This window comes from Variovorax durovernensis (assembly GCF_977011995.1).
This window is the reverse complement of sequence record NZ_CDRNCW010000001.1, coordinates 1636258-1654278: the sequence shown is the minus strand read 5'-3', so window position 1 is coordinate 1654278 and position 18021 is coordinate 1636258. Positions and strand designations below refer to the sequence as shown.

The 18021-nt window shown below is 65.0% G+C and carries 10 protein-coding genes and 1 tRNA gene; 7 read left to right on the top strand and 4 right to left on the bottom strand.

Features of this window, described 5'->3' with window-relative positions:
* The first annotated feature begins 3 nt into the window (after nucleotides 1–3).
* Both selB and ACWV14_RS07840 read left to right on the top strand, forming a co-directional pair.
* A complete protein-coding gene (gene selB, locus ACWV14_RS07845) occupies nucleotides 4–1911 on the top strand; it encodes a selenocysteine-specific translation elongation factor (protein WP_454907444.1) in 1908 nt (635 codons plus the stop codon).
* Nucleotides 1912–1922: 11 nt separating this feature from the next.
* Nucleotides 1923–2015: transfer RNA gene (locus ACWV14_RS07840), tRNA-Sec, on the top strand.
* Between the two features lie 51 nt (nucleotides 2016–2066).
* Here the strand turns inward: ACWV14_RS07840 and selD are convergent.
* Entirely contained in the window at nucleotides 2067–3134 is a 1068-nt protein-coding gene (selD, locus tag ACWV14_RS07835) for a selenide, water dikinase SelD (protein ID WP_285412806.1), read from the bottom strand.
* Between the two features lie 74 nt (nucleotides 3135–3208).
* Between selD and ACWV14_RS07830 the strand changes: the two genes are divergently transcribed.
* Genes ACWV14_RS07830 through mnmH form a run of 5 tightly spaced genes read left to right on the top strand, consistent with a single transcriptional unit; the run spans nucleotide 3209 to nucleotide 7602 of the window.
* Nucleotides 3209–4066, top strand: coding sequence for a putative selenate ABC transporter substrate-binding protein (locus ACWV14_RS07830; RefSeq protein ID WP_422085365.1), 858 nt, complete (start codon nucleotides 3209–3211; stop codon nucleotides 4064–4066).
* Nucleotides 4067–4076: 10 nt separating this feature from the next.
* On the top strand, nucleotides 4077–4889 hold the full coding sequence (locus ACWV14_RS07825) for a phosphonate ABC transporter ATP-binding protein (RefSeq protein WP_454907445.1): 813 nt from the start codon (nucleotides 4077–4079) through the stop codon (nucleotides 4887–4889).
* 44 nt (nucleotides 4890–4933) lie between these two features.
* The gene (locus ACWV14_RS07820) at nucleotides 4934–5725 is read left to right on the top strand and encodes a PhnE/PtxC family ABC transporter permease (protein WP_454907846.1); all 792 of its coding nucleotides are present in this window, start codon (nucleotides 4934–4936) and stop codon (nucleotides 5723–5725) included.
* Nucleotides 5722–6528: a phosphonate ABC transporter, permease protein PhnE gene (phnE, locus tag ACWV14_RS07815; protein ID WP_454907446.1), complete on the top strand. Its 807-nt coding sequence runs from the start codon at nucleotides 5722–5724 to the stop codon at nucleotides 6526–6528. The genes ACWV14_RS07820 and phnE overlap by 4 nt, the downstream gene beginning before the upstream one ends.
* 24 nt (nucleotides 6529–6552) lie before the next feature.
* The gene (gene mnmH / locus ACWV14_RS07810; protein WP_454907447.1) at nucleotides 6553–7602 is read left to right on the top strand and encodes a tRNA 2-selenouridine(34) synthase MnmH; all 1050 of its coding nucleotides are present in this window, start codon (nucleotides 6553–6555) and stop codon (nucleotides 7600–7602) included.
* A 65-nt stretch (nucleotides 7603–7667) separates the two neighbouring features.
* On the opposite strand, the gene ACWV14_RS07805 is transcribed toward mnmH, so the two are convergent.
* The 3 genes from ACWV14_RS07805 to ACWV14_RS07795 all read right to left on the bottom strand — a co-directional run bounded on the left by ACWV14_RS07805 (nucleotide 7668) and on the right by ACWV14_RS07795 (nucleotide 18001).
* Nucleotides 7668–8078 carry a hypothetical protein gene (locus ACWV14_RS07805; RefSeq protein ID WP_454907448.1) on the bottom strand — a complete coding sequence of 137 codons (411 nt, stop codon included), beginning with the start codon at nucleotides 8076–8078 and terminating at the stop codon, nucleotides 7668–7670.
* A 600-nt stretch (nucleotides 8079–8678) separates the two neighbouring features.
* Complete coding sequence (locus tag ACWV14_RS07800; RefSeq protein ID WP_454907449.1) at nucleotides 8679–9071, bottom strand: hypothetical protein; 393 nt, start codon at nucleotides 9069–9071, stop codon at nucleotides 8679–8681.
* Entirely contained in the window at nucleotides 9068–18001 is an 8934-nt protein-coding gene (locus ACWV14_RS07795; RefSeq protein ID WP_454907450.1) for a hemagglutinin repeat-containing protein, read from the bottom strand. Before ACWV14_RS07795 ends, ACWV14_RS07800 begins: the two co-directional genes overlap by 4 nt.
* Nucleotides 18002–18021 lie beyond the last annotated feature (20 nt).

Here is an 18021-nt window from a genome sequence, read left to right as displayed (position 1 = left end):
ACGATGATCATCGGCACCGCAGGCCACATCGACCACGGCAAGACCACGCTGGTGCGCGCGCTCACGGGCGTCGACACAGACCGGCTGCCCGAGGAAAAGCGGCGCGGCATCTCCATCGAACTCGGCTATGCGTACCTGCATGCGCCCGACGGCGTGTCGCTCGGCTTCGTCGACGTGCCCGGCCACGAGCGCCTGCTGCACACCATGCTCGCCGGCGCCACGGGCATCGACCACGCACTGCTGGTGGTGGCGGCCGACGACGGCGTGATGCCGCAGACACGCGAGCACCTGGCGGTGGTGGCACTGCTGGGCGTGCGCGAGGCGACGGTGGCCATCACCAAGATCGACCGCATCGACGAGGCCGTGCGCGAGGCGAGGCTGGCCGAGGTGCGCGCGGACATCGCCGCGCTGCTGGCGCCAACGCCGCTCGCGGGCGCGCCGATGCTCGCGGTGTCTGCGACCACCGGCGAAGGCATCGATGCACTGCGCGAACACCTGCTCGACGTGGCGCGCAAGGAGCATTCGCGCGAAGACGACCTGGCGTTTCGCCTCGCGGTCGATCGGGCTTTCACGCTCTCGGGCGTAGGCACGGTCGTCACCGGCACGGTCTTCAGCGGCACGGTGCGCATCGGCGACGAACTGCGCGTGGCGCCTGGCGACCACGCGGTGCGCGTGCGCGGCATCCATGCGCAGAACCAGAAGGCCGAATCGGCGCATGCGGGGCAGCGCTGCGCGCTGGCGCTGGCCGGTGTCACCAAGGACGAGATGCATCGCGGCGACTGGGTCTGCACGCCCGCCATCGCGCTTGCAACGGACCGCATCGACCTGCTGCTCACGCTGTGGCCCGACGAGGCCAAGCCGCTGCGCTCGGGCACGACGGTGCATGCGCACCTCGGGGCGAGCGACGTGATGGCTTCGCTCGCGCTGCTCGACCGCGACGTGCTCGCGCCCGGCGAAACGGCCCTGGCGCAGCTGGTGACGAAGGAGAGTGTCGGCGCATGGCACGGCGACCGGGGCGTGCTGCGCGATGCCTCGGCCACGCGCACCATGGCCGGCGTGCGCGTGCTCGACCCGTTCGCGCCGGTGCGCTACCGCCGAACGCCCGAGCGGCTGCACACGCTGGCCGCCTGGGCCATCGACGACCGGGCCGCTCGCGTGGCTGCACTGCTGCACAACGCGCCGCTGGGCATCGACACCGCACGGATGGCGCGTGCGCTGTCGCTGCCCGGCGAGGCCGCCCTGCCGCTGCCCGCCGATGCGGTGCGCATCGAGCACACGGCCATCGCGCAGCGGCACCTGGACGCGCTCGAGGCGCAGATCACCGGGCGGCTTGCGGACTTCCATCGCAACGCGCCCGACGAGGTCGGCCCCGATGCGCGCCGCCTCAAGCGCCTTGCCGGGCCACGCACAGACGACTCGCTGTGGCGCCATGCGCTCGATGCGCTGGTCGCGCGCGGCGCGCTGGTGCGCAGCGGCACCTGGCTGCATCTGCCGGACCATGCGGCGCGCCTCGGCGAAGCCGAACAGAAGCTCGCGCAGAAGTTGTTGCCCAGGCTGGCCGACGGCGGCTTCGATCCGCCGTGGGTGCGCGATCTTGCGAAGGACTGCGCCGTGAGCGAGCCGATGGTGCGGCAAACGCTCGCAAGCCTCGCTCGGCGTGGCGAGACCTTCCAGGTGGTGAAGGACTTGTACTATCCGCTGGCAACCATCGAGCGATTGGCGGCGTTGGCACGCGATTGCCTCGGTGGCCCTGAAGGTTTGCAGGCTGCGAGTTTTCGTGATGCAACGGGGCTGGGGCGCAAGCGCGCAATCCAGTTGCTGGAGTTTTTTGACCGTGTGGGCTATACGCGGCGCGTGAAAGACACGCACCTGCTGCGCCCCGATACGTCGCTGTTCGGGGCGAGGCCTTGAGCAGCATTCATGGGAGGGGATCGTCCCTGGTGGGGCGGCCGGGCTTCAAACCCGGTTGGTGGCGCCAGTCGTCGCCGGGAAAGTTCGACTCTTTCCCCCTTCCGCCGTTTTTGTCTTGCTCCTTCCCCCAGAGGGGTAGGGAGAAATGCGGGGAGCTACGGCACCACCCGCAGCGAGGGCTCTCCCGCCTCGACACGGCCGATGACAGCCGCTTGCCCGAATCCTTCATCGCGGAAGATCTTCAGCACCGCATCGACCGCTTCCGGCGCGCAGCTCACAAGCAGGCCGCCCGAGGTCTGCGGATCGCTCAGCAGGTTCTGCGCGGTGGGATGCAGGCCGGCGGCCAGCTCCACGTCGGCGCCGTAGCCGGCCCAGTTGCGCCCCGAGGCACCGGTGACCATGCCCTCGGCGGCCATCACCACCACGTTGTCGAGCAGCGGCACCTTCGACCACTCGATCACCGCCTTGAGCTTCGCGCCGCGCGCCAGTTCGAGCGTGTGGCCGGCCAGGCCGAAGCCCGTCACGTCGGTCAGCGCATGCACGCCGTCGAGCGCCGCAAGCGCGATGCCGGGGGTGTTGAGCTTTGTCGTGTTCTCGATCAGCTGGCGGTAGCCGATGCCGGACAGCTGCTCTTTCTTGAGTGCCGCCGACAGCACGCCCACGCCCAGCGGCTTGCCCAGCACCAGCACGTCGCCCGCCTTCGCATCGGCATTGCGGCGCACGCGGTCGGGGTGCACGAGGCCCATGGCGACGAGGCCGTAGATCGGCTCGACCGAATCGATGGTGTGGCCGCCGGCAATCGGAATGCCCGCGGCGCGGCACACGTCCTGCCCGCCGCGAACGATCTCGGCGATGACTTCCACCGGCAGCTGGTTGATGGGCATGGCAACGAGCGCCAGCGCCATGATCGGCCGGCCGCCCATCGCGTACACGTCGCTGATCGCGTTGGTGGCTGCGATGCGGCCGAACTCGTAGGGGTCGTCCACGATGGGCATGAAGAAGTCGGTGGTCGCGATCAGCGCCTGCTGGTCGTTGAGCCTGTAGACCGCCGCGTCGTCCGCGGTCTCGATGCCCACCATGAGCTCGGGCGGGATCATGCCGCCCGCGTGGTTCTTCAGGATTTGCGACAGCACGCCGGGCGCGATCTTGCAGCCGCAGCCGCCGCCATGCGAAAAACTCGTGAGGCGCAAAGGCGCGAGCGGGTTCATGAGCGTTGGATTCATGGGGCGATTATCGAAGCGGCCCCGCTTTCTACAATCCCGTCCTTCCCAAAACCGCACTTCCCCGAGGCGCATCCATGAAAAAGACTCTCACCCGCCTGACCCTGGCACTGACCTTCTCCGTCGCAAGCCTCGGCGCCTTCGCCCAGGGCGTGCTGCGCGTCTCGGCCATTCCCGACGAGGCGCCCACCGAGCTGCAGCGCAAATTCACGCCGCTGGGCGACTACCTCAAGAAGGAAACCGGCATGGACGTGCAGTTCACGCCCGTGACCGACTACGCCGCCGTGGTCGAAGGCCTGGCCACCAACAAGATCGACCTGGCGTGGCTGGGCGGCTTCACCTTCGTGCAGGCGCGCATCCGCACCAACGGGGGCGCGGTGCCGATCGTGCAGCGCGCGGAAGACGAGGTGTTCACCAGCAAGTTCATCGTGCCCATCGACAGCACCGCCAAGACGCTGGCCGACCTGAAGGGCAAGACATTCGCCTTCGGTGCGCCCTCGTCCACCTCGGGCAGCCTGATGCCGCGCTACTTCCTGCTGCAGGCGGGCATCAACCCGGAGAAAGACTTCAAGACGGTCGCCTTCTCTGGCGCGCACGACGCCACGGTGGCCTTCGTGGCCGCGTCGCGCGCCGAAGCGGGCGTGCTCAACGCGTCGGTGTGGGACAAGCTGGTCGAGGCCAAGAACCCCAACGCCGCCAAGGTGCGCGTGCTGGCGACCACGCCGACCTACTACGACTACAACTGGACGGTGCGCCCGGGCCTCGACCCGGCCATCACCAGGAAGCTGACCGACGCGTTCCTGAAGCTCGACCCGGCCAACCCGGCGCAGAAGGAAATCATGGCGCTGCAGCGCGCGAGCAAGTTCATCCCGACCAAGTCGTCGAACTACGACGGCATCGAGACGGCGGGCAAGTCGGCTGGCCTGATCAAGTGAGTTTGCGCGGATGAGTTTTTCGCTGGAAGGCGTGGGTGTCATGCACCCCAACGGCCAGCGAGCGTTGGCCGGGGTGACGCTGGCCGCGCGCGACGGCGAGCGCATCGCCGTCATCGGGCCCTCGGGCGCCGGCAAGACGACGCTGCTGCGTGTGCTCGGCGCGGCGCTGCGGCCTACGGAGGGCGAGGTTCGGGCCTTGGGCGCCGGGCCTTGGCAATTGCCGTCCGCGGCGCTGAAGAAGCTGCGCGCCCGCATCGGCACGGTGCACCAGTCACCGCCCATCGCGCCGCGCCTGCGCGTCGTCACCGCGGTGCTCGCGGGCCGGCTCGGCGAGTGGTCGACGCTGCGCGCGCTGGGCTCGCTCTTCCATCCCTCTGACATTGCCGGGGCTCACGAAGTGCTGTCGCGCCTGTCGCTGGAAGACCGCCTGTTCGACCGCTGCGACCGCCTCTCGGGCGGCCAGCTGCAGCGCGTGGGCATTGCGCGCGTTCTGTACCAGCGCCCGGCCCTGCTGCTGGCAGACGAGCCCGTGTCCGCGCTCGACCCCACGCTGGCCGACGCCGCCATCGGCCAGCTTGTCGCGCAGAGCGAATCGACGGGCGCCACGCTGGTGGCTTCGCTGCATGCGGTGGACCTGGCGCTGCGCTGGTTTCCACGCATCGTCGGCATGCGCAACGGGCTGGTGATGTTCGACCTGCCCGCCGCACAGGTGACGGCCGCGATGCTCGACGCGCTCTATGCGAGCGAAGGCGGCGTGGCGGTGCAGAAGTCGGCGCAGCGCGTCGCGGCCGAAGCGGCCTTCCTCCGTCCGGACTGCCCTTGAACGCCGCCGCCTCCACCGCCGTCATCCGACGCGACCCGCAAGCCATGCGCCGGCTGGCCGGCTGTGTCGCCGCGCTCGTCATCGCATGGCCGATGCTGGCGCTGTCCGAATTCAATCCGTGGGCGCTTTTCACCGGCGGCAATCTCGCGGTCATCGGCGGCTTCCTGGCGGGCTTCTTTCCGCCGGACGGCTCGCCGGCCTTTCTTGCGCTGCTCTTGAAGGCCACGCTAGAGACGCTGGCCATGGCCACGGCCGGCATCGCGCTGGCATTGCTGATCGGCGCGCCGCTGGGCTTCGTGACCACGCGCGCCCTTTCTGTCTCGCGCATCGGCCCGGGCCCCGGTCGCGTGCGGGCCGGCATCGTGCGGCAGGCCGCGCGCTGGCTGCTGATGGTGCTGCGCGCCATTCCGGAAATCGTCTGGGCGCTGCTGTTCGTGCGCGTGTTCGGGCTCGGCCCTGCAGCGGGCGTGCTGGCGCTGGCCATCACCTACGGCGGCATGCTCGGCAAGGTCTACGCCGAGATCCTCGAATCGACCGACACGCGTCCCGCGCGCGCCCTGCTCGAAAGCGGCAGCGGCCGGCTCGCGGCCCTCTGCTACGGCCTGCTGCCGAACACGGCACAGGAACTGGCCTCTTACACCGTGTACCGCTGGGAATGCGCGGTGCGCGCGTCGGTGGTGATGGGTTTTGTCGGCGCGGGCGGGCTGGGACAGTTGATGGACCAGTCGATGAAGATGCTCAACGGCGGCGAGGCCAGCAGCATCCTGCTGGTGTTCCTGGCGCTGGTGCTGCTGGCCGACCTGCTGAGCAATGCGCTGCGGAGGCTGCTGGCATGACGGCGGCCCGTACGCTGCCTGCGCGCCCGCCGCCTTGCTGGCGCTGCCGCATCGCCCTGCTGCTGATCGGCGCTGCGGTGGTGGCGAGCTTTGTCTACCTGGGTATCGACTACCGCGCTCTGGGCTCGTCGGAGTCGCTCAGGCTCATGGGCAAGTTCATCGCCGAGTTCTTCCCACCCGACCTGTCGCCCGACTTTCTCTCGAAGGTCGGCAATGGCGCATTGCAGACGCTGGCGGTGTCGGCGCTCGGCACGGTGCTGGCGGCCGTTGCCGGCGCGCTGCTGGCGTTGCCGGCTTCGGGCCGCGCAGGCGGTGCCTTGCGCCACGGCTCGCGCTTCGTGCTGAACTTCCTGCGCAGCGTGCCCGAGCTGGTATGGGCCGCGCTGATGGTGCTGGCCGCCGGCATCGGCCCCTTCGCAGGGGCGCTGGCGCTGTCGCTGCACACCACGGGTGTGCTGGGCCGGCTCTTCGCCGAGGCGCTGGAAAACGCACCGCGCGAGCCCGAGCATGCGTTGGTGCTCTCGGGCGCCAACCCCGTCACCGCCTTCAGCTACGCCAGCCTGCCCATCGTGCTGCCGCAGTGGGTGGCCTACGCGCTCTACCGCTGGGAAATGAACATCCGCATGGCCGCCGTGCTGGGCTTCGTGGGCGGCGGCGGACTGGGGCAGTTGCTGTACTTCCACCTGTCGATCTTCCAGCAGCAGCAGGCGATGACCGTGCTCATCGCGATGTTCGTGCTGGTGACCTTCGTCGACTTTGCGAGCGCTCGCTTGCGCCGTGGCCTCGGACCTGCATACGCCTGACAATCGGGGCATGAGGTTCCCGCCATGAGTCATCGCCAGCCCGTGCGCGTCGGCGACCGCCACGCCTTCGACACGCTGATCGACGCCCGCTCACCGGCCGAGTTCGCGCTCGACCACATTCCCGGTGCCATCAACTGCCCGGTGCTGGACGACGAGGAGCGCCGCATCGTCGGCACCGTCTACGTGCAGACCGGCGCTTTCGAGGCGCGGCGCATCGGCGGTGCGATGGTCGCCGCCAACATTGCGCGGCACCTGCGCGAAACCCTGGCCGACAGGCCCGAGAACTGGAAGCCGCTGGTGTACTGCTGGCGCGGCGGCATGCGCAGCGGCTCCATGGTAACGTGGCTGCGCCTCGTCGGCTGGGACGCACAGCAACTCGCGGGCGGCTACAAGAGCTTTCGCCGGCACGTCATTTCGCAGATCGACGCGCTGACCCCGAAGCTCGACCTGCGCGTGGTCTGCGGCGCCACCGGCAGTGCGAAGACGCGCGTGCTGCATGCGCTTGCCGCCCGCGGCGCACAGGTGCTCGACCTGGAAGACTTCGCCAGCCACAAAGGCTCGCTGCTCGGTTCACTGCCGGGTGTGCCGCAGCCTTCGCAAAAGCATTTCGAGACGCTGATCGCGGCGGTGCTCGAGACGGTCGATCTTTCGCGTCCGCTGTATGTCGAGGGAGAGAGCATCCGCATCGGGCGGCTGTCGCTGCCGTTGTCGTTGGTGGCGCGGATGCGCGCGGCGCCGTGCATAGAGGTCTGCGCTACGCCAGAGGCGCGGCTGGCGTATCTGCTGCGTGACTACGCCTACCTGGGCGACGACCCCGACGCGCTGGCCGACAAGCTGGGAGCGCTGAAGGAACTGCAGGGCAAGGAGACAGTGGCGCGCTGGCAGCATTGGGCGCATGAAGGCGATCTGCCGCATCTGTTTGCGGAGCTGATGGCGCTGCATTACGACCCGCACTATGAGAAGTCGCAGGAGCTGCACTTTCGGGCGTGGGGGCGGCGCCGGAGCGTGGGTGCGGTTGATCTGTCGGATCAGGGGATTGGGGCTGTGGCTGAGGCGGTGTTGAGGTTGGGGTGAGTGGGATGGTGCTGAGATCGGGGATGGATACGTCAGCAGGCACAAGAACAGGACAGGGCTCCTGCTCAGATGTTTTCATATTTTTTTAGATCGTATTTTTCAATCAATCTCAATGCTCTTTCTCTGAGCACGGCATCACCCTCGCTTTGCTTTAACAGTTCTTCGTTCAACCCTCTGGCGAATTCACCGTATGCGTAAAGTCCAGCATCTTCCTCGCCAGGATTACAGTCTCTATAGCTAATAACTACAAAATCAATGGGCAATGCCTTGCCCGTTTTGAGCGGAGGCAAAAAATCAATCTCAATACAAACTTCATGCCCCACTCCGCGCTCTGCATATAAAACATCCAGATTTAGTGCGATACCAGGCATATCAAATCTATCGAGATCATCCCGAACAATTACCGACAAGGCAAATCCAAGAAGATCTTCTAATTTTTTACTATCGCATGCAAATCTAAATTCATTCATGGCCACGAGGCACCTCCTGTTGAATAAGCTGTCTGACCTTGGGAATTAAGTCTGGACCTGCGCCAATGCCCAGTGCATCCGCAGAGCGCAGACCGTTCCCTAATCGGCAGGCTGCTGGGTCCGTCTGCAACGCCCACCACCTCCTGCTTCAGCTTCGCTGAACAACGTCAAATGGCCAGGCGCATGCCCAAGCCGCCCCACCCTACAGGTTGCCCGTAAGCTCACCGACCCAGGCATACGCCCACGCGCGTGAAGCACCGCCTTCCTTCCAGTTTTCGTAGTTCTGCTGCTCCGCCGCGAGAGTGCTGCTGCCCGCGTTCGCCAAAGCCGCATTCGCCTGCCCCTTGCTCGTCATTCGCGCCCGGGTCGTTCAAACCTGCCTAGCCACCGTCCCGTGGAGCTGCGCCTGCTCGTATTTCCGGGCTGCCATTTACGATCAAAAAGTACGTCTTAGGAGGAACGGCAAGGCTTCTTTGGAAATATCTCACCAGACAATTTAGACTCACTTACATTGAAATTACTAATGCAGAAAATGTTTCGCAGGCAGTACAAGAGGCGCACTCAAGACACGTTCATATGCGGAAATCACAAGATCAGTTGTTCAATTTACTTCTGAGTGAATAAAAAAATGCCGTCTTCCGATTCAATTTGACTTACAGCTTTCATCGATCGATCTCCATCAATAAGGAACCAGCTGTCGAACGAATCGCTGGGCACATAGCACGCTATATTTTTAATTTTGCAAGCCATTTGCAGATCAGATATAAATTCATCACGGGATACCTTGCAACGATACAGTTGCAATAATTTTGACGCATCACCTTCGATCGATTCATAAACACAAAGACAATTAAATCCCGAAAAATCAATTTCACCCATTTTTGAAAAATTTCCAATCGAAAAAATCATTATTGTTTCCATTTCGACGGAAAACACCAACGCCAAAAACTCTTGCAATCTTTCTTCACAAAGATCATTTTTTAATAGAATGTCAATCATTTTTTAATCACTCTCCAAACATTTAATGCGACTTCTCTCGTTTGATCAGAGATACCCATATTTTTCAGAATATTATCTGCCTGCGGGGTATCGCCAAATTTATTTAGCACGCCTAACGCCTTATAAGCCCCTCGATCCAATGTATACAATCCTGGGCCAGAGATTGGATATAAAGTTCCATCATGGGCCCCATATAATCGATTATTTATCAAATAGTTGTTGCCGATATTTTTAGCCTCCCCGGCTCGAATAGCATTCATATCAGCTTGAACATCAACTATCAATCTATCTACCACGGTATTAAGGTCTTTCGCAACCGAGCTTTGATTTACCTTATCAGCGTAGTGTCTAGTATTTATTGACTTTAAATATACAGAAATGCCATCAGTAAACGGACTTGTCTGCTTTTTTTCGCCTGACAGGAGAACCCCAGAAGGCAATTCTTGATTTAGGCCATCAGGTTCGCCAATTTTTTTATGTGCGGAATTTGCAGATCCATTTGAAGCATCTCCGCGTTCTGCTTCCGATCCGGTTGACAGGGTCCAGTTACTAGGCGCATACCCAAGCCTCCCCCCGGCTGCAACCGGCGCAAAGCCAGGGACGCAAGTCGGCGGGACCGCACACCAGACCGTAGGCGCCATCCCCACCAAGACCGCACCGCCACCAGCAGCAGGCGGTTTGCCTCCCGAATCAATGTCAGGCGGAGTATCCGGCGGGTTCGCCCCCGCCACCGCCAGTTGAAAGTCCCGAGCCAAAGCATTCCCAAGATAGCCAGCACCACTGGCCGCCCCTTGCATCCCGTCCTTGGCGTTGTGCAAAAGCGTGCTCGCGATGTCAATGGCGCCATCGGACCATCCGTACTCCGAGAACACCCCGGTCTTGAGCAGCAACTGTTGCTCATCCTTATAGTCAGTCCCTCTGTTCTGCGAAGAGACCTTTGCAGCGTAGCCGGCGCTGTTCGGGTCCGCGCCGGCCGCGCACTTCAGAAGCGCGCACATCGCATCGGCCAGCTTTTTCTGATCGGCCTCGCCCTTGTTTTTCTGCAAGCGGGCGAGCGCATCTCGCTGTGCTGCATTGGACTGGCGGTTGTTGACGTCGGCATTGAATGCAGTCGTCGCACCGGCCGCACCACCGGCCGTTGCACCTAACCCGACCGCCAAACCAGCGCCAACTGCCTCTTTGACGCCACTGGGCAGGTCGCGCGTCAGTTCATCGACGACCGGTGCCGCAGCCGACGCCAGCGCCGCGCCCGCCGCACCCTGCAGGTTGCCCGCAAGCCCGCCGACCAAGGCATGCGCCCACACGCGTGAAGCACCGCCTTCCTTCCAGTTTTCGTAGTTCTGCCGCTCCGCCGCGAGGGTGCTGCCGGCGTTCGCCAAAGCCGCAGTCGCCTGCGCCCTTTGCTCGTCACTCGCGCCCGGATCGTTCAATACCTGCTGCGCCACCGAAGCCTGGAGTTGCGCCTGCTCGTATTTCCGGGTCTGACGTTCCGCGTACTCTCCGACAGCTTTGGCGGCCTTCGGCATTGCAGCCTGCGTGATCTGCACTTGCGCCTGCACATCGGCGACCAGCTTGTCGGTATCCCATTTCTTCGTCAGCGCATTCGTGCTGTCTACGCCAGTGCGCACGCTCTGGTCACCCGCAATGCCGCTGATGCCGGCCTTGGTCACGCTCGATTGCGAGCCCGACGCGCTGCCCACGCCCGCACTGCCGCCTGAGCCCACCTTGAAGTCCGAGCCCGGTATGGGTTTCTTGTCTTCGCCCTTGGGCTGCTGTCCTGAAACGCTCAGGCCCAAGCTCGCACCGCTGGCCTTGTAGCTGTCGAAGTTCTGGATGTCGCTGGTGGTGAGGCTGGCGGACTTGAAAGTGTTTCTCGCGTTGTCCACCGCCGCCTGCGTGCTCTCGATCACCGCGCCCTTGAGGTCGGTGCGGCCCTTCACGTCGACGTCGAAGCCGCCGTCGCCCGCCTTGATACCCGACTGCTCCTTCACGCTCGCGAAGTTGCCGCTGGCCTTGGCGCTGCTTGCGCTCACGCCTGCGCTCCACACGCCCACCCCGACGCTCAAGGAACCGCCCAGGCTCTGCTGCGTGCTGGCCGAGGTGCCGGTGTCTTGCAGGCTCTCGATCTTCAAATCGCCGCCCACCTTGGCGGCCACACGGTCGGCTTCGATCACGCCACCCTTGATGGTCATGTCACCGCCGCTCGCGAGGTTCACCTTGTTGCCGGCGCTCACGCGGCTGTTGGTGTAGGTCGAATCGGTGCCGTCCGATTTGCCCCGGCTGGCGTTCGCGCCGACGTTGAACAGCAGGCCGCTGGTGCCGACGCTCACACCCACGCTGCCGCCGCTGCCCTTGTTGGTGCCATGCCGCTCGCTGGTGTTCTGGGCCGCGAGAACATCGATGCGGTTTTCCGCAGCGAGCGTCGCAGTGTCGCGCGCGACGATGTTGCTGCCTTGGACCAGGATGTTGCTGTCCTTGCCGCCGCCGATCGCGAGCAGGCTGACGTTCTTGCCCTCGATGCGGCTGCCGGACGCGGTGTCGCTGGTTTCGGTGCGGTTGCTCTTGTTCTGGCTGCCGCCGAGGCTGATCGACAGGTTGACACCCATGGACTGCGCCGGATTGGTGACACTGGCGTTGGCCAGGGCATCCGCCACGCCTTTGGCCTCGACGGCCATGGAGGCGGCACCCAGCGCCTGCATGCGTCCGCTGCCGGTTTGCTGGACGGCCTTGGCCGTGTTGCCGATGCTTTGCATCGCGCTGATGACGGGTGCGGTAAGCGCAATGGTCAGGCCGCCGGTCTTCTGCTTCTGCTCGGTCTCGGTCCGGCTGGTTTCACGTGCCTCGCGAACCGCGATGCTCTTGGCGGCGATGGTCACGTCTCCGTCAGGAGCGACCACGTCGCTGCCGATCTGCGTGTACCGATTGCCGGCAATGAGCGTCGTGTTGCCGCCGATGCTGCCCACCGTGCTGCGCACTGCGCTGGTGTTTTCGCTTCGGGTGTCGGTACTCTGGCTGCGGCTGCCGATGGTGAAGCCGAAGCCGCCCGAGCCCATGAGTCCGGACTGGCTGGTGCCGCGATAGGCGCTCTCGGAGCGGCTGTCCTGCGCGGCCTCGATGGTGAGGTCGCGCCTGGCGACGATGGACGCATTCTTGTCGGCAATGATCTCGCTGCCCGACACAGTGACGTCCCGACCCGACACGATGATGTTGCGCCCGCCCAGCGAGCTGCCGGTGGCGGTGTCCTCGCGCGAACTGTCGCGCTGCGTGGTGGTCTTGCTGGAGAGAAAGCCTTTCTTTTTCGCTTCACTCGCGGAGTCGACCGAGACGGTGGCACGCCCGGTCTCGATGCGCACATCGCCTTCTCTGGCCTTCACTGCCAGGTCACCCTCGGCGTCGATGACGGATCCGCGGATGCGGATGTTGTTTCCGGCGTCGAGGGTCACATTGCCGCCGCCGGCAATCTGGCTGCCCACCTCCCGGCTGCTGCTCTGGCTGTAGAAGTTGCGCGGGCCGCTGCCTCGCTCCTGACGCTCCTCTTCCTTGACCGTCGAAACACTGATGTCCCGCCCGGCCTTCAGCAGCGTCCCGCTGTCGTTGCCGCTATTCGCGAGGATGGCGCCGGCAAGGCGGACGTCCCGCCCGGCCGAAGCCACGAGGATGCCTTCGGGATTGCTCACATAGACCCCCGCCACGCGGTCGATGTTCGTCCGGCTGGTCAGCACTCCGGTCTGCGTGCGGGTGGTCGTCACGAGGTTGATGTCGTTGCCGGCCGTCAATCTCGCGGAGTCGCTGGCAGTGATGCTGCCGCCGATGTTGTCAAGGTCGGTCTTGGCGTGGATTCCAAGGTTGCCGCCCGCAATGCGGCCACCAAGGTTCCTGACGTTGTCCTTGTCTATCTTGACCAGCGTGCGCCCGGCGATGGTGCCTGTGTTGACCAGATCACCATCGCCCTTGATGACGGTGGCATCGGCGCTCAGCAGCGCGCCCGAACCATCGATGTCGCCGGGCCGCACGCGCACGTACAGCTGCGGCGCCAGTACTTGCCGGGTGACTCCCTCGGGCAGCGTCACCGTCTTCTCGACCAGCCAGACGATGTCGCTGGTGAGCTGCGCCATCTGGACTTCCGACAGGCCGATGCCCGGCCGCAAGCCATGCTGCCGCGCGAAGGTGGCCCCGTTGTTCATCAGCGCCGTGTACTGCTCCTCGTCGTTGTAGTGGCCACCCAGGTAGCGATAGCCGGTGAGCTGCGCGACCTGCTCGCGAATGAGCTTCTGCTCGTAGAAGCCGTCGCCCAGGCGCTTGAGCGTGTTGCCGGGGTCTTGGCCGAGGTTGTTCAGCAGGTAGTCGCTGCTGAGCCAGTTCCGGTAGCCGGCGAAGCGCGGGTCGGCCTCGACGAGATAGCCCCGCGGCCCGCCATTCAGATTGAAAAGACTGGCTTGGGGAATATCGATGCGAGGCGAACTGGTGCGTACGACCATGGGTACGGTCTGGCCGGCCCCCACCTTGGCGTTGCTTGCTTGAGTCATGGCGGCATCGACCGAGCGCCCTCCGGCATTCACGACGCCACCGACGTTGGCCGGCACTTCGACGATTGTCGCCACTGGGCTCGGGCCGCTCGCACCGCCGGAGCCTTTGCCCGCGTCGTATCCCTTGGTGGCGTTGAAGTTGCCTGTTTTCTCGTAGGCGCCCACATCCCTGCTCAGTCTCGACACGGGTTCGATGACATCCGGCTGCCGCCGGGTGGCGCGCCAATGGACGATGGAGCCGGTCTGCGTGGTGACCTCCCCCTGTAGCGCCTCGTTCCTGATGCCGGGCGCGTCCAGCACAGCGCCAGCGGTGATCCGGCTGTCGCGGTTGAGCCCGTTGCCTATGAGGGTCATGTCCCTGCCGGCGACGATGGCGGCCGGGTCGGCGTCGATGGCCGTGTCGGTCGTCGTGAGAACGGTTTTGTCCCAAACTCCCCAGACATGGCCATTGGCTGGCCTCCAGCTTCCATCGGGGTTGCGCAGCAAGAGGTTGGCCTTGCCCGGGGTGTAGGCAACATCCTCCGGCTTGAAGTGGCCGATGCCTTCCACGCCGATGGTTCTGGAGAACACCTGGGTCGTCGTCTTCGGACCGAGCTTGATGCGCGTGTCGAGGTTGTCGATGCGCCCCATCGAGACAGTCATGTCGCCCAGCGACTCGATGCGCGCGCTCAGGTTTTCCAGGGCACTGCCGCTGGTCGCGGGTTCGCGGTTGCCGTCGAGCCTGCCGCCGATGTTCAGTGCCTTCGCGCCCGTTCCAGCGCTGAAGATCAACGCGTGCTCGCGATTGCGGACGATGTCGGCACCGATGTTCAGCGACTCGCGCGCCGCGATGGTCGCGGCCTTGGTGATGCCATTGACGGTTTCAGCAGAGTTGTCGAGCGTGCCCACCGCAGCGGACACCGCGTTGCCGTAGATGCGGCCCGTGCCGATGTTGTGCAGCGTGCCCGCGTCGATCTGTGTCGCGCCCTGGCTGTCTATCAAGCCTCGATTGGTCAGTGTCGTCGCCGCCTTCACTGCGGTGTCCCTACCCGACATCTCGGCGTCCGCCGCGTTGTCGATGACGCTTGCCTCGACCGTGAGCTTGCGCCCTGCCGACAACTTCGTGTTGTTGGTGAACTTGCCGGCGGTGCTGAAGTTCAGGTTGCCGTCGACGTCCATCTTCGTGTTGTTCGTGACGTCCTGTACGAGCGCAACGTTCAGGTCGTTGGCGGAGGCAATCCGGCCGTCGCCGCTGAAGGACTTCGCGTCGATGAACACGCCTCCGACACCACTGCGCATCTTGCCGTCCGCACCCGGCGCAGCAGGTACCCCGGCCTTGAGCACGCCATCGGTGTTGGTGATGGCCAGGCCCCTGGCCGCGGAGTTGCCCGCGTTCCGATCCTTGACGTCAAGCGCCTCCACGGCGGCGATCCGCCCCGAGATGTTGTTCAGTTCCGCCCCGCCAAGAACCGTGACGTTCCTTGCTTCGATGCCTTGCTCGTCGCCCGAGGTGTTGGCATTGACGACGCTGCCGGCACGGAGCCGGGCCGCTCCGTTCGCGCGGACCAATCCGCCGGTGTTGTCGATCGTTCCATTGCCGGCATCGAGATCCAGGCTGCCCACGGCCAGCGTCTTGCCGCCGGCGTTGGTGAACGCCTGGGTTTCGGCAATCAACGCTCCCTTCGAGTCGATGGAACCGGCCGTGTTCTTGACTTCGCCCGTCTTCAGGCTGAGCGTGCCGCCGCTCGTGATGCCTCCGACCATGTCCTCCGGTGGAGTCCGGTAGCCGGCCGCGTTGGTGTTGACGAGGACCCGGCCGTTGGTGTCGATGCGCAGCGACTCGCCCGACTGGATCAAGCCCGAGTCGTTGTTCAAGGCGCCGGATCGCAGCACGAGCGCTCCCGATGCGGCGATGGTGCCCTTGGCGCCGTTGTCGAGGTCCCCGCCGCGTGTATCGACCGACAGCGAGCGCCCCGAGATCTTGCCGCCGCGATTGCTCAATGAACCGGCCTCGATGCTGATCTGCCTGGCTTCAGTACGGCCGTTGTCTTGCTCGAAGCCGTTCTTCAGTTCGATGGCGAGAGCGCCGTTGCCGGCGATGCGGCCGCTGGCTCCACTGAAGCTGCCACCCGCGATGCGCAAGGTGCCGGTGCGCGCTTGCTCACCCGCATGCTCGACCGCGCCGCCGGCATTTCCCAGCCTGGCAGCACTCAGCGTCAGGTCGCGGCCGTTGCTGGCAATGCGCCCGCCATCGTTGTTCAGGATGCCGGAGACGGCCAGCGTGGTGGCATCGGCACCGGTCTGCACGATCTCGCCGCTGCGGGTGTTGGCGATGTTCGATGCCCGCAGATTCAGCCGGCCGGCATTGAGCACGCCGGCGTCGTTGAGCAAGGCCTGGTCCGCCTGCGCGTTGGCAGTGATGCTCAAGGTGCCCGGCGTCACCACCTTGGCCTTGTCGCCGGTTTTCACGTTGCCCTGCGTAGCAGTCACTGAGATGTTCGCCGCGCTGGTCTGGCTTCCCGAGAGGTCTACGCTTGCGCCTCGCAGCGTTGCGTCGCCAACAGCCAGGTTCACGCCATTTGCAACCAGCGAGCCAGAGGCTGCGACGCTCAGTTCACCTGCAAGGCCCGGCTTGCCGTCGCTCTGCACCCCGGCACCGAGCACGCTGCCGCCGCTCGATGCCAGGCTGCCAGCCGTGATCACAGTGTTGCCGCCGGCGGTGATGCTGCCGTCATTGACAAGCGCACCGGCGACTGCAAGCTTGATGTCGTTGCCCGCACGGATCGCCCCGCTGTTGCGCAACGCGCCTGCGTCGAGAGACAGACCTTCATTTGCGACCAGGGTACCGGCGCTGTTGTCGACGGCCTTCGCCACATTGGCCGTCAGGCGACCAACCGCCGTGGTGGTCCCGCGCGTGTTGTCGGCCCGGCCGCCGACGGCGAGGTTCGCATCGCTGGCGCTGGTGAGCGTGCCGTCCACGTTGATCAGGTCACCGCTGGTGGCGATTTGCAGGCTGCCCGCATTCAGCTTCCCGCCTGTGTTGTCGAACCTGCCGACGTTCGCGCCGAAGCCCTGGCTGACGTTGAGCGTGCCGCCCGCGTTGCTGAAGCTGGCACCGGTCACGGCCATGGTGGCCACGTTTAGAGTGCCTCCCGTGTTGTCGATCTGCGGCGTCTTGAGCGTGATCGGGCCGCCTGCATAGATGCGACCAGCATCGTTGCGGATAGTGCCTGCCGCGGTGACGGCACCCGGAGCCGCGGCGGCATCGGACGAGGCTGACCCAGCGAGGGCGGCAGACGTACCGCTCGCGCCCGCTGCCGATGCCAGAGGCTCCGCACCGATCAAGCCTGCGCTTGTGTTGCTCAGCACCTGCGAGTCGACAGTGAGGCCGGCTGTGCTCGTCTGCCGGATGGTGCCGCCACGGTTGTCGATGTCCGCGCCGCTGGCGAGTTGCACCCGAGCGCCTTCGAGCGTTCCAGTGTTTTCCAGTCGCCCCTGCGTCGTCACGACAAGACCGCCCGCACCCGCGCCGACGTTGCCCGCGTTGCGCACGCCAAACCCCGCCTCGGTGCCGATGAGCGTGATCTTCCGGGCGTACATGCCGCCCAGCGCCGCAACGTCGAGTGCGAAGGCAGGTGCGGGCCCGTTGCCCGCAATGGGCGTGACACTGCCGTGATCGGCGCCGATCTGGTTGGCACCCGCGACCACCTGGAGTTCATTCGCCCAGATGCCCGCATTGACCTGCACGGCCCGCGAGAGGATCGCCGCATAGTCCGTCTTGCCGGCATCGAGCCCAGCGCCTTCGATGCTCACGGTGCCATCGCGCACGAGAAAGCTGTCGAGCCCGCCCAGTGCATTGAGCTGTGGCACGCCGGTGGTCAGGGTCGCGCGCGATGCGTTGATGAAGCCGCCGCCATCCACGGAGATGCCCGCCGGATTGGCGATGATCACCTCCGCGCGCTGCCCGCCCACCTCGACGTGGCCACGCAGCTGCGTCGGGTTGCCGCCATTGATCTCGTTGAGGATGACGCGCGCCGGGCCTCTCGCGAGCCACGGGTTGCCCTGGACGAAGCCGCCGAGCTGCGTCTGCACATTCACCCGGCTGTTGTTCAGGATGGCGCCATTGCGCATCACGTCGAACTGGTTGTAGACGTTGCGGCTCACGCCCGCGGCCGAGGGCGTCTGGATGTTGACCAGCGGCACGCCGTTGGGTGCCATGAGCACGGTCGGCCGAAGATGCCCGGCGACGCTGGGCGCCCCTACGATCTGTGCCCGAACGGCGCCTGCGAGCAGCACGCCGAAGAGCGCGGCCGCTGGCACGGTGCCTCTGGAGGCTCCCTTGCCGATGCTGCTGGCCGTTTCCTGAACCACCATGCGCATGCCGCGCGCGGCGTTGAAGATGATCCGGTAAAGATGCTTGTTCATTTTTTTCTCCCTTATGGCTC